The following is a 20,532-nucleotide window of genomic DNA, read 5'->3' as shown; positions in this document are numbered from 1 at the left end:
GGAACGCGATGGAGAAGCAGTGGAAGTCCATCCATCTCGAGATGGACAATTTAATCGGCGTAATAACCATCGATCATCAGCCGCTCAATGTATTGAGTGATGCAGTGTTAGGAGAGCTTGAAAAAGCGATTGCCGCGATACATGATTCGGATATGCGGGCGGTCGTGCTCCGCTCTGCAAGCGACAAGGCGTTTGCCGCTGGCGCGGATATCAGTCAATTTCCGGAGCTGACGAAAATGAACGGCATCGAATTGGTGGAAAAAGGAAAACGGATTTTCGACAAGCTGACGGAAGGGAAAGCCCCTGTCATCTGCGCAGTTCACGGCTTGGCGCTCGGGGCGGGTTTGGAGCTAGCGCTCGCCTGTGACATCCGCATAGCAGAAAAAACAGCGAAACTTGGTTTGCCTGAAACGGGGCTTGGAATTTTACCGGGTTACGGTGGAACACAGCGGCTTTCCCGTCTCGTCGGACCTGGAAAAGCTAAAGAACTTGTGCTCTCTGGAGTATGGTTAGACGGGAAGGAAGCTTATGAAGCAAGACTTGTGGAACGGGTTGTGCCAGCAGGCAGGGCGTTCGAAGAAGCTTACGCACTGGCAGGAAATATTGCAGCTAAGGGGCCCCTTGCTGTCGCTTACGCAAAAGAAGCGATTGATGAAGGTTTGGATTTGTCTTTTTCCGAGGCGCAATTTCTGGAAACCCGCATGTTCGCAAAATTAATCGGTACGTCAGATATGGCAGAAGGCGTGCAAGCATTTATTGAAAAAAGGAAGCCCGGTTTCATAGGCAAATGATGAGGGGGAGAAACGAATGGAACAATTAGCAGTAATCGGCGCCGGCACAATGGGCAACGGCATCGCGCAAGTCGGCGCGGAAGGCGGCATGAACGTTACTTTATTCGATGTTGACCCAAAAGGGCTTGAGCGTGGAATGAAGCGCATCGATAAAACACTTCGCCGGAATGTCGAAAAAGGCCGCATGACGGAAGATCAGCGCCTTGCAGTTTGGGAGCGGATCCGCACAAGCACGGATATAGATGATTTGAAAGAAATGGATATCATCATCGAAGCAATCATCGAAAAGCTCGAGCCGAAAAAAGAATTGTTCGCTAAACTCAATGGCATCTGCAAAGCGGAAACGATTTTCGCGACCAACACATCCGGCCTCAGCATCACAGAAATGGCCGCAAGCTCGGGGCGCAGCGGGCAAGTCGTTGGCATGCATTTTTTCAACCCGGTACCGATCATGGAACTGGTGGAAATCATCCGGGCAGAACAAACGAGTGACCAAACTTTTGAACGGGCGCATGAAATAGCCCAACGCTTTAATAAAACGGCAATCTCCGTGAAAGAAGCACCGTTGTTTGCGGTCAACCGCATTCTCACGCCGATGATCAATGAAGCGGTGTTCGTTTTGATGGAAGGCATCGCATCAGCTGAAGATATCGACAAAGGCATGGAACTCGGAGCGAACCATCCAATCGGCCCGCTTGCTTTAGCTGATTTGATCGGTCTCGACACAATGCTGTTTGTCACTGAAACGCTTTACGAAGAAACGAAAGACTCCAAATACAGACCGGCGCCATTATTGAAGCAATATGTGCGCGCAGGCAAACTCGGCAGAAAGTCGGGAGAAGGATTCTTCAAATATGAATGACAGGGAGGCCATCAATATGAGCGACACAACACCGGAAACGAAAAAAACACAGCAAATCGACTGGGATAAAGTCGAGCGCTTTTTGCGGAATGCCCTTCCCGACTTGCCGGAAGGTGAAATGGCAGTCCGCCAATTCTCTGAAGGCTATTCGAATCTCACATATTTACTCCAAATCGGCACTTGGGAAGGTGTATTGAGACGTCCGCCTTTCGGGGAGATTCCGCCAAAAGCGCATGATATGGAACGTGAATTCAAGATGCTCGAAAAAGTCCATCCGGTTTTTCCGCTGGCACCGGAGCCTTATGTGTATTGTGAAGACACTGAGGTGATGGATAAGCATTTTTACGTGATGGAGAAAAAGCCGGGGCTCGTCGTCGACGAAGAGCTTCCGGAAGTGTACGGAAACTCCGAGACAGCAGGACCGATCATTTCGAAAAACGTCATTTCGACATTGGTCCAACTGCAATCAATCGACTATAAAGAGGCAGGGCTCGCCGATATGGGGAAACCCGCAGGATTCATGGAGCGCCAAGTAAAGGGCTGGATCAAACGCTACCACCATTCAAAAACCGATGAACTTGAAGAGCTTGCCGAACTCGAAGAATGGCTCACGGCAAATATTCCGGTCAATGAAGAAACGACCATTGTCCACAACGACTTTAAATTGAACAATATGGTGCTGGATGAACAGAATCCTGGAATTGCGACAGGCGTGCTCGACTGGGAATTGTCGACCATCGGAGATCCGTTGAGCGATGTCGGATCGACTTTGGCGTACTGGGGGCAAGCGGAGGATGCTGATATTGGCATCAACATTATCTCGAGCCAGCGAGGCTTCTATAGCCGCAAGCAGTTTGTGGAAGAGTATGCGAAACAAAGCGGCCGTGATGTCTCCAATATCAACTATTACCTAGCGTTCGGGTTTTATAAATTGGCGGGTATTTTGCAGCAGATCTATTACCGATGGAAAAACGGTGAAATCGAGGATGAGCGTTTCCGCCATTTAAACAAAGCCGTCGCCAATCTCATTGATATGGCCAACCGGGCGCGAAGAGGCGAAGTACTATAAAGAGAAACTTCAATCAGTGGGGGTTTTCCTCATCCCCCACTGATTGTTAGTTGATCTAATCGGACCGTTAAAGCGGGATAACTCGGATGAGGAGGAAGTTGGATGGAGCAAGAGTTTCACTACGCGCCGTTTCGTGTGGAGGCTGGGAAAATACGGGAATTTGCGCTGGCGCTCGGATTGAAGGATGCGGTTTATTTTGACCGGCAAGCGGCAATCGCCGCTGGGTTTAGGGACATCCCGGCTCCGCCTACATATACGACCGTCATCGATTTTTGGAATGAGCGGGATTTCTATCAATTGTTTGCCAACTGGGGCTTGAATCCGAACGACATTCTCCACGGCGAACAAAGCTTCGAATATCAAAAAGATATCATCAATGGAGATGTCATTACAGCAACGGCTGTGCTGATCGATCATTTTGATAAAAAAAATAAACGCTTTTATCTGATTGAAACGACCTATCGCAACCAACACAATGAGGTGGTCCGCATCGGCCGGGCTACCTTGATTGAAAGGCGGGAGCAGCATGGCACACTTGCCGGACATTAACAAACAAGCGCTCGCACCGATCGATCTGGTGCGCTATGCGGGTGCATCAGGCGATTTCAATGAGATCCACACGGTTCCGGAAGTCGCACGCAGTAAGGGGCTCGGGGAACCGATCGCTCACGGTATGCTGTTGATGGGCTGGGCCGCGGACGCCGTAGGGCAATGGTTCCCGGACAAGCGCTTAACCAAATTTACCGTACGATTTGTCGGGATGGCACATGCGGGCGAAGCCTTTGTCATTGAAGGGGCCTTAATAACTGAAGGCGCCGGCGAGCTCCAGATTAAAGATTCATCAGGTTCCGGCAAGCTAGTCGGAAGCTTTGAAGTGGAATGATGACGTATTTAATTAACGAAATACTCATTTAATTGGAGGAGAGCTGTATTGAAAGAATTCTCATATCCAAGTTTTGATCTGACAGGAAAAAAAGCACTCGTGACCGGCGGCAGTAAAGGCATCGGCTTAGCGATTGCAGCAGGACTCGCCAATGCCGGGGCGAAAGTGCTGATCACCGGGCGGAATGAATCGGTACTTCAGGAAGTAACGGATGAACTGAATAGAAGGCATATGGACGTCTCGTGGAAAGCGGCAGACGTCACTTCTAAACAGGCCGTGGTCGAGTTGTTCGATTTCATTGATTCTGATTTCGGAGGGATCGACATTCTCGTCAATAACGCCGGCATGAATATCCGCAAGCCTTTGGTCGAAGTCGAAGAGGAAGACTGGGACGCAGTAATCGGGACCAACCTAAAAGGAATCTTTCTCATCGGCCAGCAGGCGGCGAAGCGGATGATCGGACAAAAAAGCGGCTGCATCATCAATATTTCCTCCATAATGGGGCAGGTCGGCAATCCGCTTCAGACGAGTTATGCAGCCAGTAAAGGCGGCATCAACCAATTGACGAAAGTTTGGGCAGCGGAACTCGCTGAACACAATATCCGAGTCAATGCCTTGGCGCCGGCCTACATCAAAACGCCGATGACCGAACCTTTCCTGCAAGATCCGGAGAGGATGGAGAAGCTCATCGGGAGAACCTTGTTGAAACGGATGGGCGAAGCGGATGAAATGATCGGCCCTGCCTTGTTTTTTGCCTCCAGCGCTTCGAGCTATGTGACCGGCCAAATTCTTTACGTCGATGGCGGATGGACCGCTAATTAGAAGAAAGCGGAAATTAGTGTGAGCATGAAATGAAAAATGGGATTAAGGGGGAAAGATTATGGCGAATGGAAAAAATACTGACAGAGATGCTGCCCTAGACAAGCACCAAAATAACCCGCTGGCAAAAGTAGCCGGCCTTTTTGCGAAAATCGCTGAAAAATGGTTGCCGGACGCTTTCGTCTTTGCGATTTTGCTGACTGTAGTCGCTTTTCTCGCAGGGATAGTCTTTACGGATTCCGGTCCGATCGACATGATGCTGCATTGGGGAGACGGCATGTGGGGTCTTTTGACCTTTACTGCACAAATCATCACGACTTTTGTATTGAGCTATGCACTGGCATTGACGCCGACCGTTTCAAGAGTGCTTGAGAAAATTGCCGGCATACCGAAAGGGCCGAACTCAGCGATTCTGATGGTGACGTTCACGGCACTCTTTGCTTCGTTGATCAGCTGGGCATTCGGGCTGGTTGTGGCCGGTATCATCGCGAAACTCGTCGCAAAGAAAGTGCGCGACGTCGATTACCGCGTATTGGTAGCGGCAGGCTATTCCGGATTCCTCATCTGGGAAGGCGGATTGTCTTCATCACCAGCGCTTTTTGTCGCAACGGTTGGGCATATATTTGAAGGCGACATCGGCATTGTCCCGATTTCTGAAACTTTATTGTCTGGAATGAATATCGCGATTGTCACCATCTTGTTCTTCACGCTGCCGTTCGTCATGCGCTTTATCCATCCGCGCAATCCGAATGACCGCTATATTGTCGATGCGGCGCGTCTTGAAGATCCAATTGTTGAAGAAGAAGCAAGGGAAGAAACGAACAACCCGAACGATAAAATCGAAAAATCCCGCCTCATCCCACTGATCGGCGGATTCCTAGGCTTGAGTTATTTGATCAATCATTTCTATATGAACGGTTTTTCACTCGATTTGAATACAGTGAACTTGATATTCTTGACAGCTGCTTTATTGATGTTCGGAAACGTGCGGGAACTGGCACAAGGGCTTTTGAAATCCGTCAGCAGTGTCGGCCAGTTCGTTTTGCAATATCCGTTTTATGCAGGCATCATGGGCATGTTGAGCGCATCGGGCCTGGCGGTCATGATGTCGAACTTCTTTATTGATATTTCAACCGAAACAACTTTGCCGCTGTTCACGTTCTTCTCTGCGGGCATCTTGAACGTCTTTATTCCTTCAGGCGGCGGGCAATGGGCGGTTCAGGCGCCAATCATGCTCCCAGCTGCACTGGAAATGGGTGTCGACCCTGCAAAAATCGTCATGGCCGTCGCATGGGGCGACAGCTGGACCAATATGATCCAGCCGTTCTGGGCGATTCCGCTGCTTGCCATTGCTGGATTAAAGATCCGTGACATTATGGGCTATACGATGATCGCCTTGATCTACAGCGGATTGGTCATCGGCGCCTGCCTATTGATCTTCTAAGAAAAGGAGTGCTGTCATGAAAGCGATTATTGCAGAAACACCGGGGCCTCCAGAAGTGCTGAAGCTTCAGGACGTGCCGAAACCGAAGGCGAAAGACAATGAAGTTCTCATTAAAGTCGAAGCGATCAGCGTCAATTTTGCCGATATTAAAGCACGCATTGGCCAATATCACGGCGTTGCGGCGAACCAGCCGTTTACGCCCGGGCTGGATTGTGCCGGCGTCATCGAAGAAGTGGGCAGCGCCGTCGTTGGATTGTCTGTCGGCGAACGGGTCAGCGCGTTTCCATCTTCCGGCTCTTATGCCGAATACGTTGTCGCCAGCGATCAACTCGTCTATAAAATTCCGGAGACGGTATCTTTTGAAGAAGCTGCCGCCTCGTTAACCGTCGGCATCACCGCTTTTAATGTGCTGCACAAAGTTGCAAGAGTACAGCCCGGCGAATCGCTCTTGATCCATGCAGCAGCCGGAGGCATCGGGACAACCGCGATTCAATTGGCAAAACTCGCAGGGGTTTCAAAAATCTACGGTACGGTCGGCAGCGGAGAGAAGATGGAGCTGGTCACACAGCTCGGCGCGCGCCCAATCAATTACCGGGAGGAAAATTTTGTTGATGTGTTGTCTGAATGGACTGGCGGGAAGGGTGTAGACGTCATTCTCGATACCATCGCAGGTGAAAATTTTGAAAGGAGTTTGGAAGTGTTGGCTCCATTCGGCCGCATCGTCTCGTTCGGCCACGCCAATGAAGGCTCTGTTCCCGGGAATGTCAAAACAGATGAACTTCATTCGAGCTGTCGAGCAGTACTAGGATATAGCACCGGCACATACCGGAAGCATCGCCCTGAATTCCTGAGGGAAGCGCATGAGGCGATCAGCGACTTGCTTGAACAGCAACAGCTGACAGTCGCAATCACCGGGCGTTATCCGCTCGCAGAAGCTGCACAAGCCCATGTCCTCATGGAAAGCAGGAAAAGTACGGGGAAACTGGTTTTGATTCCTTAATCAAAAAAGAAGACTCGTAATGGGTTTTCTTTTTTTTCTAGTATGAAGATTAGTTCCATAACTATATTTAAACAATGCGTTAAAATTTAAATCATTGGTAAAAATATTTTGCAATTGAACATACTGGACGGTATGATGAATTGGAAAACTAAATTTTCTGATAAGTAAATGAAAAATATGTAAGCCCTTTCATCTGGGCAGGAAAAGGAGAAATGAATATGAAAAATGTATATCTAGTAGATGGTGCGAGAACGGCATTCGGGGCATTTGGAGGTTCGTTTGCGAATACTGATGCGACAGAGCTTGGTACAGCAACAGCGGTGGAAGCGCTGAAAAGAGCGAAAGTGAAAGCGGAAGATGTGGATCATGTCATTTACGGAAACGTCATCCAGTCGAATGTCAACGCGGCTTATCTTGCGCGTCATGTCGGGTTGAATGCGGGTGTTCCTCAGGAAGTGCCAGCGTTGACTTTAAACCGGTTATGCGGTTCTGGTGCACAGGCGGTTGTTTCCGCAGCACAGCACATTTTGCTCGGTGAAGCGGATATCGTGCTTGCAGGTGGTGCCGAAAACATGTCGATGTCACCGTATGCAAATTTCACACAGCGCTTCAGCAATGCAAAAATGGGACCGATGCAATTTGAGGATATGCTGGTCGCGACGCTTACCGATCAATATACTGGCAACGGCATGGGCATGACGGCGGAGAAGCTCGCGGAGCAATACAAAATTCCACGCGAAGAACAGGATGCATTTGCAGTCGAGTCGAACCAGCGAGCGACAAGAGCTGCAGCGGGCGGACAGTTCGCTGAAGAAATTGTCGGCGTCGAAGTGAAAACGCGCAAAGGCACGGTGACGGTCGATAAGGACGAGCACATCAAGCGGGACGCGAGCACTGAAGGGTTGTCGAAACTGCGCCCTGCGTTCAAAAAAGATGGCTCCGTCACAGCGGGCAATGCTTCAGGGATTAACGACGGCGCGGCGTCACTCGTCGTAGCAGGAGAAGATGCGGTCAAAAAGCATGGTTTGTCGCCGGTAGCGCGCATCGTTTCATGGCACGTGGCTGGGGTGGATCCGACCATTATGGGAATCGGACCAGTTCCGGCGATTCGCCGGGCGCTGGAGAAAGCGGATTTGAGGATTGAAGATATCGATTTGTTCGAAGTGAATGAAGCGTTCGCGGCCCAGTACTTGGCGGTGGAAAAAGAGCTCGGGCTGGACCGTTCGAAAGTCAACGTCAACGGAGGGGCAATTGCGCTTGGCCACCCGGTCGGTGCAAGCGGGGCACGCCTTCTGTTATCGGCCGCCTATGAACTCAAGCGCCGCGGAGGGAAATATGCAGTCGCCAGCCTGTGCATCGGTGGCGGACAGGGAATCGCGGTGGTGATCGAACATGCCTAAACTGCCGGTTATCGTCGCTCCGATGTTTCTCGTCTCTACGCCTGAAATGGTTATTGAATCAGGGAAAGCCGGTGTGATCGGTTCGTTTCCTCTATTAAATGCACGCCCTGCCGAAGAATGTGCGAAATGGCTCATCGAAGTGAAAGAGGCGCTCGGAGAGATTCCATGGGCTGTCAATTTCATCAGCCACCGCGGATCCAATAAGCGCTACGATGAAGATGTCGAATTGATACGGGAACACAAGCCGCCGATCGTCATCACTTCACTCGGCTCACCTGCAGAAGTACTGGAAATCGTCCACGGCTACGGCGGTCTTGTCTATTCGGATGTCGCGAATGTGCGCCATGCAAAAAAAGCGGCACAAAGCGGCGTCGATGGTTTGATCCTCGTATGCGCTGGAGCGGGCGGTCACGGCGGCACGCTGAATCCGTTCGCGTTCATCGCGGCGGTGAAGAAATTCTATGACGGGACGATCATTTTATCAGGCTCGCTGTCTTCAGGAGCAGATGTCGCCGCAGCCCGTCTGATGGGTGCGGACTATGCGTATATGGGCACGCGCTTTTTGGCGGTCGAAGAAAGCAGTGCGCCTGAAGAGTACAAGCAAATGGTCATCGATTCGTCCATCGAAGACGTGCTCTATACCGATTCGTTCAGCGGTGTGCCAGTCAATGTCCTGATTCCGAGTCTCGAAAAACAAGGGATCGACCCGAAAACCTTGAAGCCGAAAAAGGATATCGACCTGTCGCATCTCGTCAATGCAAAAGCGTGGCGTGATATTTGGTCAGCTGGCCACGGTGTGACGACGGTGACGAAGCGGGAAACCGTCAAAGAAGTTGTCGAGCAGTTGGAGCGGGAGTATAAAGAAGGGGTGAATGCGCTTGTACGAAACAATTAAAACAGAGCTTACGGATGGAATCCTTACATTAACCTTGAACCGCCCCGATAAAATGAATGCCTATACGGAACAAATGAACGAAGAATTGCTCGATTTTTACCGCAAAGTTAATGATGATGATGAGGTGCGGGTGATTGTCGTAACCGGAGCCGGCCGTGCGTTTTGTGCCGGCATGGATTTATCGGACGGCGGTGCGACTTTTGCGTCTGAACAAAGCTCGGAAGATTACCGGGACTTGGGCGGCCAAGTGAGCAACCAGGTATATGAAGTCAATAAACCGATCATCGCCGCCATCAATGGCCCAGCAGTCGGAATCGGCATGACGATGACTTTGCCGATGGATATCCGCATCGTCAAAAAAGATGTGAAAATCGGTTTTGTCTTCGGTCGTCGCGGAATCGGCCCGGAAGCCTCATCCGGATGGTTTTTGCCGCGCATCGTCGGAATCGGCAAGGCGCTAGAATGGACATTGACAGGGCGTTATATTCCGACGAAGGAAGCGGTGGAAGCTGGGCTCATGCAATATGAGTCAGAAAACCCGCTTGAAAAGGCATATGAGATTGCGCGGGAAATCGCAGAAAATACAGCAGCGACATCCAATAGTTTCACCCGGCAATTATTATGGAAGATGCTCGGTGCCGATCACCCGCATGAGTCGCATCTTGTGGAATCGAAATTTCTTCACTGGGCTGGACGCAACGCAGACGCCGATGAAGGCATTCAGGCGTTTGTCGACAAACGCCAAGCGCAGTTCCCGATGAAAGCGAGCGAACTTCCCGATTTCTTCAATGAGAAAAAATAACACAATCACCAGCTTCCGAATGCGCTTCGGGAGCTATTTTTCTGTTTTTCGGGAAACAGCCCGCAATAAAAAAGCGAAGCAAATATGTTTACATTTTATACCCTGTGGGGTATATTATATTTAAGCAAAAGAAAACAAAAAAAGGAGATTGATTCCATGTTATTACGATATTTCTATGATGAAAAATTGGCTCACGCATCTTATGTAGTAGGGTGCCAGAAAACAGGCGAAGCAGTAGTTGTTGATCCGATGCGCGATGTGACAGCATATGCGGAACTTGCGGAAAAAGAGAAACTGAATATTGTCGGCGCTCTTGAAACGCATATCCATGCTGACTTTGTTTCCGGTTCACGGGAACTGAATGACCGTTTCGGCACTAAGCTCTACATTTCGGATGAAGGCGATGCCGATTGGAAATATCAGAACTTGGATGGAATCAGCCATCAATTAGTGAAAGACGGCGACAAGTTCATGATCGGCAATTTAGTCTTTGATGTGATGCATACACCAGGGCATACACCGGAGAGCATCTCATTCCTGTTGACGGACAAAGGCGGTTCAGCGGATAAACCGATGGGCATTTTCACTGGTGACTTCGTCTTTGTCGGTGATGTCGGGCGGCCGGATCTTCTCGAAAAAGCAGCGGGCATAAAAGGGACATCCGAATCAGGTGCGATTGCGATGTATCAGTCGATCGAACGTTTCAAAGCGCTTCCGGATTATCTGCAAGTATGGCCGGCTCACGGAGCTGGATCTGCATGTGGGAAATCACTCGGTGCAGTGCCTTCGACAACTGTCGGCTACGAAAAAGCTTTCAGCTGGGCAATGCAGTTCGACGATGAAGCTGCGTTCAAGAAAGCATTACTTGAAGGGCAGCCGGAACCGCCTTATTATTTCGCAGTCATGAAATCCGTCAACAAGGTCGGCCCTCAGCTGATCAAAAACTTGCCGGAACTGAAACGAGTCGACTCTGCAACTGACATTGAAACGCTTCTGTCAGAAGGCAAGCAAGTCCTCGATATGCGCTCTGCAGATGTCTACAGCAAAGGGCATATCCAAGGAACAATCAACATCCCGTTCAATAATTCCTTCACTACTTGGGCAGGGTGGGTCGTCGATTACAAAAAGCCGCTATACCTAGTGTTGGATACAGCATTGCTCGATGAAACGATGGTCGCCTTGCGGTCGATCGGCATCGACGAAGTCTACGGCTATGCAGAAGCGGAAAAAATTATGGCACAAGCTGAAAACTTGGCAACATATGAAAGCGTCACACCGATTGAAGCAAATGAAATGGTTGAAAAAGGCGAAGCTTACGTGCTCGATGTCCGCAACCAGACAGAATTTGATGAAGGACATATCGAAAATGCACAGCACATCATGGTCGGTACATTGAAAAATCGCCTCGATGAAGTCGACACAGATAAAACCGTCATCGTCCAATGCCAAGCAGGTGCGCGTTCTGCCATCGCAGCAAGCGTCCTGAAAGCAAACGGCATCGACAACTTGGTCAATATGACAGGCGGCTACACTAAATGGCAGCAGGAAGTCGCATCAGTTAAACAATAGTAAGAAATAGAACCGCTCAAGCTCCGGCTTCGGCGGTTTTCCTGTGAAACTATCATAAGCCAGAAGGGGAAGATGATTCGATGAGTATTGGTATCCCGATTGCACTGCTTGCACTTGCCGGCTCAAACGGCTTTTATAAACGCTACGTGTCAGCAAAAGGCGTCAAGCATGATTGCGCCGAAAATCTTAGTGGAAACGAAGACGTCTTGCTGCTAGATGTGCGTGCTTATAATATTTCCTATAAAGATCCGGTCGAAGGCGCTTTCGAGCTTCCGGTCGCTTATTTTATCCGCAGCTACGAAGAAATTCAGGACGACGCGATACATGTGATCGCGTCGGATGAAATGGAAAAAAATATGGCCGTGCGATTGCTTCGGAAAAAAGGAAAAAACGTCATCAGTTATAGCCTTACAGAAGAAACATGCAATGAACAACTGCAAATCAATTAATAGCTATCACCTCGACAAAATGTGTCGGGGTGATTTTTTGTTTCAAGAATTAGCGAAAAGAAAAATCGCGTCGACAAGAAAGGAGGGACGTTTTATAGCGTGTGTCGGTTATACATAGACCGAGAACGGAGAATAGCGATGATAACAACTAGGAATATAGCAAAAAAAAGCAGGAGTTTCCGTTGCGGTGGTCTCACGGTTTCTAAATGGCAGCGGCTATATAAGTGCAGATGCCGCACAAGCTATGACAGAATCTGTCGAAAAACTGGAGTATGAACTGAACCTGGTTTCGCGCTCTTTGAATACGAAACGTTCCAATTTGAACGGGCTCATTTTGCCGGAATTTGAACGGTGAAGAAGTGGAAGCTTCGATTCCAGTTGAGAGTTGGAATAGATTCAGCAATAAAGCTGAAGCCCGCATGGACCCATTGTCCATGCGGGCTTTTTTTGGGGGGACGATAATAGCTAGGCTGAAAGAACATAACCTGAAGAAATTGTCAGAAATTAAAGGGTTTCATTTGGCTTTTTTTACTATTAATTTAAAATAGTAGTAAGTCGATAGTTCTGATTATTTAAATATCAGAAAATTCCTTTTTTTATTATGGTACATTTTAACAAACCATAATAAAGGAGGAAGTTAAATGGAAAAACTAAGTCGATGGAAAGTTGCCGGTTTGCTCACTGTAGCAGGAGTGCTGGCAATGTCGCCATTGCAGATGGGAAGTGATGAGCGATTGGTTGGTGCAGATGATAAATACGCAACATTAGCTAGCGAGGTCAACGAAATTTTGCAAGATGAACGTTTGGACGGAGCGCTCGCGGGGGTGAGCATTCGGAAAGCAGACAGCGGGGAAAAAATTTACGGTCATTTTGGTGATATCCGCCTAAAGCCGGCGTCTAATATCAAATTGTTCACATTAGCAGCGGCACTCGAGAGCTTGGGGGATGATCACCGGTTCTCGACAGAAATACATACGAACGGCGAATTAAAAGGTAAAGTCTTGCACGGCAACTTATATTTGAAAGGAAAAGGCGATCCGACTTTGCTTGAAGAGAATTTCGATCGTTTTGCCGAAGAACTGAAATCGCAAGGCATCCATAAAGTGAAGGGCGATTTGATAGGTGATGACAGTTGGTTCGACGATGAACGCTTGTCTGAGGATATGACTTGGAAAAATGAAGTTTATTATGTCGGCGCGCAAGTTTCTGCACTGACAGCTTCTCCGAATACGGATTATGATACAGGTTCGATTATTGTAGAAGCGAATGCAGGGACGGCAGCTGGAGACAAAGCAAAGATTAACCTATCCCCGGAAACCGATTATGTGACCATTGTGAATAACGCGAAAACGGTGGCAGCGGGTGAGCCGAAAACGGTCAGCATCACGAGAAAACACGGCACGAATGAAATCGTTGTAGAAGGCAATATCCCGGAACAAGGCACGCGCAAACGTGAATGGATAGCGGTCCACGAGCCATCGGGCTATGCGCTCAGCTTGTTTGCAAAAGCGCTGGACAAGGCAGGAATCGATATGATTGGCCAGTCGGCAACGGAAATGGGCGTCACGCCGGACAATAGCCATCTGTTAGTGGAGCATCAATCGATGACACTGGCGGAACTGTCGATTCCATTTATGAAACTGAGCAATAACGCACACGGAGAAGCTTTGGCGAAGGAAATGGGCCGAGTCGTAAACGGCGAAGGCAGTTGGAATGCGGGGATTGATGTGATGGAGTCCGTCTCTAGGGATCTCGGTGTCAATGTCGATACGATTCAATTGCGCGATGCTTCGGGAATGTCTCATGTCAACTTGATTCCGGCCAATGAGATTTCACAATTATTGTACGCGGTACAAAGCGAGCCTTGGTTTGATACGTATTTGGCCTCACTGCCAGTAGCTGGCGCAACGGAGCGTTTTGTCGGTGGCACACTGCGCAACCGGATGAAAGGGACGGCGGCAGAAGGCAATGTCCAAGCGAAAACAGGCAGCTTGTCGTCGGTGTCATCCTTGTCCGGCTATGCGACGACCAAAGACGGCGATCGGCTGATCTTTGCGATCGTCTTGAACAACGATTTGACGACCGTCACACCAATTGAAAACGCCATAGCAGAAGCTATTGCGAGTTATGAAGCGGAGTGAATTAGTAGTAGGGTTTAGAAATTTTTTATTCCAAGGCGTTAAAGAGTTTTACGTTTTACAGTTTAATGAGCTTAGGCTATGAGACTACGCTTCAACTGCCGCTTTCCCGAGGGAGTCGGCAGTTTCCGCTTCGTCTCTAGGTTTAGAGTGGAAAGCAGGGGCATCGTGTTTTCGATACTGCAAGCAGAAATCAGTTGCGGATTTTGATTTGCTAGAAGAGTTGGATATAAAAAGTGAGGGTAGAGCTTGAGCTCAGGGGCATGCTTGCCGAGGGGCGGGCGTCGAGCCAATGTGCCGCAAAGAGCACGCCACATTTGTCTCGCCAGTCCCCGAGCAGCCCCTTCCGCTTCAGCTTTAGGTTTACAGTGGTTGAAAGTTTCTTTCTCCTCTCAAACCAGCAAGCAGCAGAAAACATCTCTCTGTCGATAAAAATGATGCTGCATTTTTCTTCATCATAATCATAACAAGTGAGGGGAAAAGGTGTTTTTCAGCATTTACTATACTAGCTAAGCTAGTTTTCTGATTGCGGATGAATCATATCAAAGAAGATGCTTTATCAGACCCGCGGTTCAATGAACTATAATAGCCATCTCGCGCTCACGGGTGAAGCGAAGTATTGAGACAGATGGTCTTCCTGGCTCACTGCGAAAGCGGGGCCCTAAGCGAGGCGGCGGATATCTTGATGACGCTGGAAATACGAGCGCCGTTAATATTAACAGAAAAACTACTACTATCTAAGCAGGCAACTCGGAAAAAAAGTGGATTCCGAACAAGCAGCGGGCGAAGACTATGCGTCTTCTGTCGGCTGTTTCTTTTGTGGAAAGCTTGCTTTCTCTTTTCATTCTGAAAAAAGTTCTGTATGGTAAGTATATTCAGTATTCAAACAACTTAGGAGTGGTGAAAATGAGACCGATAATTGGCATAACGGCTTCAAAGGAATTGGGGAAAGATGAATACGTGGTAGAACTGGCCGATACCGAAGCGATTGTCAGAGCTGGCGGATTGCCGATTATGCTGCCGCATATTACGTCAGCTCTAGAGCTGGATGAAATTGCGGAGCATATCGATGGCTTGTTCCTCGCAGGAGGCTACGATATCGACCCGACCTTATTCGGCGAAGAGCCGCATCCGGGACTTGGTGTGATTATTCCGTCGCGCGATCGCTTTGAACTCGAGCTGTTGGAGAAAGTGATGGAGAAGAATAAGCCGGTGCTGGCGATCTGCCGCGGCGCCCAGATTTTGAATATCGCAGCTGGCGGGGATATGTATCAGGATACGCCGTCGCAAATGTCCGGCAACTTGCTGCAGCATCAGCAGCGTGCGCCGAAAGAGCATGGCTCACATTTTGTCGAGGTTCGGGAAGGCTCGCTATTGCACCGGCTGACGGATTCACTAAAGCTGAAAGTGAATAGCCGGCACCATCAGTCAAACCGCAAAGTTCCGGACAGCTATCTCGTTTCCGGAATCGCAAGAGATGGGGTCATTGAAGCGATTGAAAGCAAAGAACATCCTTTTGCACTCGGCGTGCAATGGCATCCGGAAAATATGGCGCGGGCAGGGGACGCAGCGTCTCTGCGCATTTTTGACGGGTTCATTACCGCATGTCTTGAAGAGGGAGATGAGTGAGTGCACATTATCGATACGCATTGCGATGCGCTTTTAAAGCTTCAGGTAAGCAAGCGCAATGAACTGTTTCGCGAAAAGCCGATAGAGTACAAGGATGCTGAAGAGCTCGACAGCAGTTTTCTGCGCTTGCAGCAAGGGGGCGTGAAAGTGCAATTTTTTGCGATATTCGTCCATCCGGAGCTCCCGGATAATGAGAAATGGCAGCATGCGTTAGAGCAAATCGATTTGTTTTACAGTGAGGTGCTCGGCCAGCCGTTGATGAAGCATATCCGGCAATGGAACGACATCGATGCTTTGAAGCAAGGTGAAATCGGGGCGGTGCTGTCGCTTGAAGGAGCGGACGCCTTCGGCAACGACCTCTCCAAGCTGCGCCATCTGTACCGTCTCGGCATGCTGTCGCTTGGCTTGACTTGGAACTACGCGAATCTTTGTGCGGATGGTGCCTTGGAGCCAAGGTCAGGTGGTTTGACGCTGCTCGGCAAGCAAGTCGTTGGGCTCAACAATGAACATGGTATTTTAACCGATGTGTCGCATTTATCGCCAGCTGGGTTTTGGGATGTGCTGGAGTTCGCTGATTATCCGTTTGCCAGCCATTCGAACGCAAGGAAATTATGCGATCATCCTAGGAACTTGGACGATCGGCAAATCGAAGCAATGTTTGCACGTGGCGGCTTGATCGATGTTGTGTTTTGTCCGGACTTCATCATTCAAGACAGCCGGCCGGCGAGCATTGATGACTTATTGTGCCACATCGATCATATGTGTGCACTTGGAGGCGAACGGCATATCGGCTTAGGCTCAGATTTCGACGGTATTTTTGATCATGTCGCGGGGCTTGAGAACGCTTCGGCATATCCGCATTTGATCGAGGCGCTTCAAAAACGCTATACGGAAACGCAAGTGGAAGGTTTTGCGTTCCGCAACTTTCTGGAACACCGGCCCGGCATCTCACAAAATCATCCGAGATAAACCAAAAAGCCATCCGCTTGTTTTTAAGCGGATGGCTTTTTGGTTTAATACTTATTCATCGATGACTCTGTGCCACCAGATTCTGCGTTTTGCAATTTACTTTCTTCTGCATCGCTTTCGGCATGTTTGTGACGGTGAAGAATCGCATTGATTTCAGCACCGACTACGAGAATCAAGCCTGTCAGGAAGAACCAAAGAATCAAGATGATCAAACCACCAAGGCTTCCGTAGGTAGCGGAAAAGTTTCCGAAGTTTGAGACGTAGAAAGAGAATCCAAGAGAAACAAGCTGCCAAAGAATCGTGGCAATCAAAGCACCGACCAAGACTTCCTTGAATGGGAAGCTTTTATTCGGCGCGAATTTGTAAAGGCAAGCCAACACGATGCTCATGACTGCAATAGAAATGACCCAGCGAAGTACTTGGAAGATGATTTCTGTTTGCTGAGGCAAGTTCAGGAACTCGGTGATCATATTGATGATTGCACCGCCAAAAATCGGCAGGACAAGTGCAACGATGACAGCAACCAGCATAAAAATAGTCAAGATGATCGCCATTCCTTTTTTCTTGATGAACGAACGGGTTTCTTCCACGTCGTACGCTTTGTTCGTCGCGTCTATAAAAGCGGTCATTGCATTGGATGCCGACCAGAGCGTACCCAAGATACCGAAAGTCAGTAGACCGCCGGATGGTGTCGTCACGACACTGATGATATTTTCTTCAAACGTAGCTGCGACTTCCCCTGGTAGGATGCTGCCGATGAAATCGACTACCCGCTGCGGGTCAAGCTGTAAATACGGCAGTATGGCCAGGAGCAAAATCAATAAAGGGACAATTGCTAGTAGATAATAATAAGCCTGGGCTGCCGCAAGTGTCGTCGCATTGTCTTTCTTGAATTCTTGGCCAAGTTCCTTGGCATAAGACGTCACTTTGCTCATCTAATTAACCTCCATTTTTCTGATAGTTAATTATTGTATGCCCAATTCTATAGGTGCTTAACCCTGAAAAGAGAAAACAGTCTACAAAATTGCCTGGTGTCACCATCCGCCTAATCCAATAGGCGAATGCCGTGGAGGTCCGAAAAAGCGATTCGGGTGGAGGAGTTACCGGATGTCACTTCGAGCATTCCGTGGGAAATATCGATGGCTGTGATGATACCTGGAATAGCTGCCTGCCGGTTATTCCAGTAACGAATTTCAACAGCACATTGCCGCTGGAAAGCGATTTCGATTTCTTCCTGCAATAATTTGAGTTCCTCTTCGTCAAGATGAGGCCTCTCTTTAGATGGGTCTGCTGCTTCCCATTCACGCAGCATGCGGACGTGTTCCGGAAGCATGAGCGATCCCCATTTCAGTTGTCCTCGGTCTAGTACATTTCCTTTGACCGTCAAACGCTGGTTTTTTTTCATTTTCATCACTCCCTTTGAAGAAAATAAGAACATTTGTTCCTATTCTAAAGAAAGACCATCCAGCCGTCAATCACTCTTTTTCTTGAACGATAAAAAAACAGATATGCCCTAGGGCATATCTGTTTATGCATTCGTTCCTGGTTCTTCCAGTTTTTCGAAAGTGATTTTTAAAATATGATGGTTTTCCATGGCGATAATCGACCATAGGTATCCGTCTTTTTCAAACGAATCTCCAGTTTCCGCTTCGATAAGCTGGTGCTGCATCCAGCCGGCAATGGTATCGATTTCTTCGCTGTCTGCAAACTTCAAGCCGAATCGTTCTTCTAAATCCTTCAGCAGGACGCGGCCATTTACGACGTAACGGTTGTCGTTTTCTTTCATAATTTCAGCTTCTTCATCTTCATCGAACTCATCGCGGATTTCCCCGACAATTTCCTCGAGAATGTCTTCCATCGTAATCAAACCGGACGTGCCGCCGTATTCATCGATGACCAACGCAATGTGAGTGCGGTCTTTCTGCATTTTCACGAGCGCCATTTGAAGAGGCGTCGTTTCGTGGAAATACGGGAGGTCATGAATCAGTTCGGTCATCTGGACATCGTTATGGATTGCGTAATGCGTCAGCACTTCTTTGGCGTTGATAAAACCGATCAGATCATCTTTGTCGCCATCACGTGCAATCGGATAGCGCGTAAAGCGGTGCTCACGGAGTTCCGTAAGCAGTTCCTCTGTCGACAAATCATCCGCGAAGGCAATCATTTGCGTGCGCGGAATCATCACGTCTTTGGCGCTGCGCTCATCAAATGCAAAGATGTTCTGCATATAGGAAAGCTCGGTCTGGTTGATTTCTCCGCTTTGGAAGCTCTGCGCCATAATGATTTTCAGTTCTTCTTCGGAATGGGCTTGCTGCTCGCCGGCAGGTTCCACGCCGAACATGCGCAACAGCAGGCGCGCAGAGCCGTTCAAAACAAAAATGAACGGGTACATGATTTTCCCGAAAATATACAAAGCTGGAGCAAGTGCCAAAGTCATCCGTTCCGCAAATTGAAGCGCCAGTGACTTCGGTGCCAGCTCGCCGATGACTACGTGCAAAAAGGTCACGAGCGCAAACGCGAGCGCAAACGAAACGATTGTCGAGACGGCTGAAGGAACGCCGAGCCAATCGAAGAGCGGGTGCATGAGCCGTTCGACTGTCGGTTCTCCGAGCCACCCAAGGCCGAGAGCGGTGACGGTGATGCCGAGCTGGCAGGCAGACAGATAATAATCCAGGTCATTGACGACTTTTTTGACCAACAGAGCCCGTTTATCGCCTTCCTCGATCAATTGCTCGATGCGTGACATGCGGACTTTGACCACGGCGAATTCCGTGCCGACAAAAAATGCGGTTAATGCGATGAGTAATATAAGAAGAGCTAAATTCAGTAAAAGTATGGGGTCCAATAAATTCCCTTAAGTAAGGGATTCACCTCCGAAGTATTTTCTTCTAATCTATCATAAATTGCCTATTGGTGCTGAGGAATTACATTAATGCGCTTCGAGAACGCGCTTTGTAACTTTTCGTACGTCGATTGCTGTATCTTCTGTCATGATGTCATCGAGTATGGCTTCACGGAAATAGGTGACGCTGGCGGTGAGCGGCAGATCAAGAATTTTGCTGAGCGCGATCCGGTACATTTTCAAAAATTCCTTGTCGGTATTGCCGCGCTTCAATTCGGCAAATGCTTCATAAAACTGATCGAGTTTATCAGCGAATTCCAAGAGGAGCCCTTCTAGCGAACCGTCTTTGCCTTCTTTCATGCGTTCAAAAAACACTTCTTGGAACTCTTCCGGAATTTCCTTCAGGATGAATTTTTCCATCATTCCTTCTTCGACTTTCGCGAGAATCTCTTTGAGTTCCGGCGAGGCATATTTCACTGGAGTTTTGATGTCCCCGATAAATACTTCTGCAAAGTCATGGTTGATGGTCCGTTCGTAGAGGGATTTCCAATCAATAGGGCGCCCCGCACGCTCTTCAATCGTGGCGAAGAACATGGCATATTGGCTGACTTTCCAGGAATGCGCAGCCACATTATGTTCTTCAAACTTGAACCTTCCTGGAGCACGGATGATTCGTTCCAAATCATTCAATGACGTAAAAAAGCGATGAATTCCCATAATAACGACTCCTTTTGCTGTTTCCTTGTCTTCAGCATACCCGAAAAACGCTATAATAGAAATTAAAGTGAGGGAATGAATAAGCGAGGGGAAGCTGAACCTATTCATTTGCGATGCTGCGAATGCAGAGCGAATTGAGCAAGCTGCTTTTTGCAGAATATCTTATACCACTTACATGAATCAATTTCATAAATCGCACTTTTAAAAAAGTGTAGACGACTTTACCGACCATTTTTTCTGTTTTTTAAATTTAA

Annotated in this window: 21 protein-coding genes; 17 read left to right on the top strand and 4 right to left on the bottom strand. The window is 48.6% G+C overall.

What is annotated here, in order from left to right; genetic code table 11:
- Nucleotides 1–8: 8 nt before the first annotated feature.
- From J7E21_RS07740 to J7E21_RS07660, 17 genes are all read left to right on the top strand, one after another.
- A complete protein-coding gene (locus J7E21_RS07740; RefSeq protein WP_251047899.1) occupies nt 9–791 on the top strand; it encodes an enoyl-CoA hydratase/isomerase family protein in 783 nt (260 codons plus the stop codon).
- Nucleotides 792–807: 16 nt separating this feature from the next.
- Nucleotides 808–1,653 (top strand): 3-hydroxybutyryl-CoA dehydrogenase, encoded by an 846-nt coding sequence (locus J7E21_RS07735; protein WP_215106328.1) that lies wholly within the window; start codon nt 808–810, stop codon nt 1,651–1,653.
- A 16-nt stretch (nt 1,654–1,669) separates the two neighbouring features.
- Nucleotides 1,670–2,722: a phosphotransferase family protein gene (locus J7E21_RS07730; protein ID WP_215106327.1), complete on the top strand. Its 1,053-nt coding sequence runs from the start codon at nt 1,670–1,672 to the stop codon at nt 2,720–2,722.
- Between the two features lie 102 nt (nt 2,723–2,824).
- Nucleotides 2,825–3,271, top strand: a complete 447-nt coding sequence (locus J7E21_RS07725; protein WP_215106325.1) for an FAS1-like dehydratase domain-containing protein — start codon at nt 2,825–2,827, stop codon at nt 3,269–3,271.
- Entirely contained in the window at nt 3,249–3,605 is a 357-nt protein-coding gene (locus J7E21_RS07720; protein WP_215106323.1) for a MaoC/PaaZ C-terminal domain-containing protein, read from the top strand. Before J7E21_RS07725 ends, J7E21_RS07720 begins: the two co-directional genes overlap by 23 nt.
- Before the next feature lie 48 nt (nt 3,606–3,653).
- Nucleotides 3,654–4,427, top strand: coding sequence for an SDR family NAD(P)-dependent oxidoreductase (locus tag J7E21_RS07715; RefSeq protein WP_215106321.1), 774 nt, complete (start codon nt 3,654–3,656; stop codon nt 4,425–4,427).
- A gap of 58 nt (nt 4,428–4,485) precedes the next feature.
- Nucleotides 4,486–5,868 carry a short-chain fatty acid transporter gene (locus J7E21_RS07710; protein ID WP_215106319.1) on the top strand — a complete coding sequence of 461 codons (1,383 nt, stop codon included), beginning with the start codon at nt 4,486–4,488 and terminating at the stop codon, nt 5,866–5,868.
- Between the two features lie 16 nt (nt 5,869–5,884).
- Nucleotides 5,885–6,868: a quinone oxidoreductase family protein gene (locus J7E21_RS07705; protein WP_215106317.1), complete on the top strand. Its 984-nt coding sequence runs from the start codon at nt 5,885–5,887 to the stop codon at nt 6,866–6,868.
- 218 nt (nt 6,869–7,086) lie between these two features.
- Nucleotides 7,087–8,268 carry an acetyl-CoA C-acetyltransferase gene (locus J7E21_RS07700; RefSeq protein ID WP_215106315.1) on the top strand — a complete coding sequence of 394 codons (1,182 nt, stop codon included), beginning with the start codon at nt 7,087–7,089 and terminating at the stop codon, nt 8,266–8,268.
- Nucleotides 8,261–9,163 (top strand): NAD(P)H-dependent flavin oxidoreductase, encoded by a 903-nt coding sequence (locus J7E21_RS07695; protein ID WP_215106313.1) that lies wholly within the window; start codon nt 8,261–8,263, stop codon nt 9,161–9,163. The genes J7E21_RS07700 and J7E21_RS07695 overlap by 8 nt, the downstream gene beginning before the upstream one ends.
- Nucleotides 9,141–9,965, top strand: coding sequence for an enoyl-CoA hydratase-related protein (locus J7E21_RS07690; RefSeq protein ID WP_251047898.1), 825 nt, complete (start codon nt 9,141–9,143; stop codon nt 9,963–9,965). Before J7E21_RS07695 ends, J7E21_RS07690 begins: the two co-directional genes overlap by 23 nt.
- Before the next feature lie 156 nt (nt 9,966–10,121).
- Entirely contained in the window at nt 10,122–11,534 is a 1,413-nt protein-coding gene (locus J7E21_RS07685; protein WP_215106309.1) for an MBL fold metallo-hydrolase, read from the top strand.
- Nucleotides 11,535–11,614: 80 nt separating this feature from the next.
- A complete protein-coding gene (locus tag J7E21_RS07680; protein WP_215106307.1) occupies nt 11,615–11,983 on the top strand; it encodes a hypothetical protein in 369 nt (122 codons plus the stop codon).
- A gap of 187 nt (nt 11,984–12,170) precedes the next feature.
- Nucleotides 12,171–12,338 (top strand): helix-turn-helix domain-containing protein, encoded by a 168-nt coding sequence (locus tag J7E21_RS16260; protein WP_353047747.1) that lies wholly within the window; start codon nt 12,171–12,173, stop codon nt 12,336–12,338.
- Nucleotides 12,339–12,624: 286 nt separating this feature from the next.
- A complete protein-coding gene (gene dacB / locus J7E21_RS07670) occupies nt 12,625–14,124 on the top strand; it encodes a D-alanyl-D-alanine carboxypeptidase/D-alanyl-D-alanine endopeptidase (RefSeq protein ID WP_215106305.1) in 1,500 nt (499 codons plus the stop codon).
- Nucleotides 14,125–15,027: 903 nt separating this feature from the next.
- Nucleotides 15,028–15,750 carry a gamma-glutamyl-gamma-aminobutyrate hydrolase family protein gene (locus J7E21_RS07665; RefSeq protein WP_215106303.1) on the top strand — a complete coding sequence of 241 codons (723 nt, stop codon included), beginning with the start codon at nt 15,028–15,030 and terminating at the stop codon, nt 15,748–15,750.
- Nucleotides 15,751–16,719 carry a dipeptidase gene (locus J7E21_RS07660; RefSeq protein WP_215106301.1) on the top strand — a complete coding sequence of 323 codons (969 nt, stop codon included), beginning with the start codon at nt 15,751–15,753 and terminating at the stop codon, nt 16,717–16,719.
- A 44-nt stretch (nt 16,720–16,763) separates the two neighbouring features.
- Here the strand turns inward: J7E21_RS07660 and J7E21_RS07655 are convergent, their stop codons facing one another.
- From J7E21_RS07655 to J7E21_RS07640, 4 genes are all read right to left on the bottom strand, one after another.
- The gene (locus J7E21_RS07655) at nt 16,764–17,654 is read right to left on the bottom strand and encodes a YihY/virulence factor BrkB family protein (RefSeq protein WP_215106299.1); all 891 of its coding nucleotides are present in this window, start codon (nt 17,652–17,654) and stop codon (nt 16,764–16,766) included.
- Nucleotides 17,655–17,764: 110 nt separating this feature from the next.
- Complete coding sequence (locus J7E21_RS07650) at nt 17,765–18,124, bottom strand: YolD-like family protein (RefSeq protein WP_215106298.1); 360 nt, start codon at nt 18,122–18,124, stop codon at nt 17,765–17,767.
- Nucleotides 18,125–18,247: 123 nt separating this feature from the next.
- Complete coding sequence (locus J7E21_RS07645) at nt 18,248–19,564, bottom strand: hemolysin family protein (protein ID WP_251047897.1); 1,317 nt, start codon at nt 19,562–19,564, stop codon at nt 18,248–18,250.
- 84 nt (nt 19,565–19,648) lie between these two features.
- Nucleotides 19,649–20,278: a YfbR-like 5'-deoxynucleotidase gene (locus J7E21_RS07640; RefSeq protein WP_215106296.1), complete on the bottom strand. Its 630-nt coding sequence runs from the start codon at nt 20,276–20,278 to the stop codon at nt 19,649–19,651.
- Nucleotides 20,279–20,532: the final 254 nt, after the last annotated feature.

This window comes from Planococcus sp. ISL-109 (genome assembly GCF_018613655.1).
In the GTDB taxonomy this organism is placed as follows: Bacteria; Bacillota; Bacilli; order Bacillales_A; family Planococcaceae; genus Planococcus.
Note: the sequence above shows the minus strand (reverse complement) of the source record. Positions and strands in the feature narration are given on the sequence as shown.

What these genes read in the sequence shown, in the direction of transcription:
- J7E21_RS07740 (WP_251047899.1), top strand. Translation starts at nt 9, where the DNA reads ATGGAGAAGCAGTGGAAGTCCATCCATCTCGAGATGGACAATTTAATC.
- J7E21_RS07685 (WP_215106309.1), top strand. Translation starts at nt 10,122, where the DNA reads ATGTTATTACGATATTTCTATGATGAAAAATTGGCTCACGCATCTTAT.
- J7E21_RS07700 (WP_215106315.1), top strand. Translation starts at nt 7,087, where the DNA reads ATGAAAAATGTATATCTAGTAGATGGTGCGAGAACGGCATTCGGGGCA.
- J7E21_RS07680 (WP_215106307.1), top strand. Translation starts at nt 11,615, where the DNA reads ATGAGTATTGGTATCCCGATTGCACTGCTTGCACTTGCCGGCTCAAAC.
- J7E21_RS07705 (WP_215106317.1), top strand. Translation starts at nt 5,885, where the DNA reads ATGAAAGCGATTATTGCAGAAACACCGGGGCCTCCAGAAGTGCTGAAG.
- J7E21_RS07720 (WP_215106323.1), top strand. Translation starts at nt 3,249, where the DNA reads ATGGCACACTTGCCGGACATTAACAAACAAGCGCTCGCACCGATCGAT.
- J7E21_RS07650 (WP_215106298.1), bottom strand. Translation starts at nt 18,124, where the DNA reads ATGAAAAAAAACCAGCGTTTGACGGTCAAAGGAAATGTACTAGACCGA.
- J7E21_RS07655 (WP_215106299.1), bottom strand. Translation starts at nt 17,654, where the DNA reads ATGAGCAAAGTGACGTCTTATGCCAAGGAACTTGGCCAAGAATTCAAG.
- J7E21_RS07690 (WP_251047898.1), top strand. Translation starts at nt 9,141, where the DNA reads ATGCGCTTGTACGAAACAATTAAAACAGAGCTTACGGATGGAATCCTT.
- J7E21_RS07725 (WP_215106325.1), top strand. Translation starts at nt 2,825, where the DNA reads ATGGAGCAAGAGTTTCACTACGCGCCGTTTCGTGTGGAGGCTGGGAAA.
- dacB (WP_215106305.1), top strand. Translation starts at nt 12,625, where the DNA reads ATGGAAAAACTAAGTCGATGGAAAGTTGCCGGTTTGCTCACTGTAGCA.
- J7E21_RS07695 (WP_215106313.1), top strand. Translation starts at nt 8,261, where the DNA reads ATGCCTAAACTGCCGGTTATCGTCGCTCCGATGTTTCTCGTCTCTACG.
- J7E21_RS07640 (WP_215106296.1), bottom strand. Translation starts at nt 20,278, where the DNA reads ATGGGAATTCATCGCTTTTTTACGTCATTGAATGATTTGGAACGAATC.
- J7E21_RS07735 (WP_215106328.1), top strand. Translation starts at nt 808, where the DNA reads ATGGAACAATTAGCAGTAATCGGCGCCGGCACAATGGGCAACGGCATC.
- J7E21_RS07665 (WP_215106303.1), top strand. Translation starts at nt 15,028, where the DNA reads ATGAGACCGATAATTGGCATAACGGCTTCAAAGGAATTGGGGAAAGAT.
- J7E21_RS07730 (WP_215106327.1), top strand. Translation starts at nt 1,670, where the DNA reads ATGAGCGACACAACACCGGAAACGAAAAAAACACAGCAAATCGACTGG.
- J7E21_RS07710 (WP_215106319.1), top strand. Translation starts at nt 4,486, where the DNA reads ATGGCGAATGGAAAAAATACTGACAGAGATGCTGCCCTAGACAAGCAC.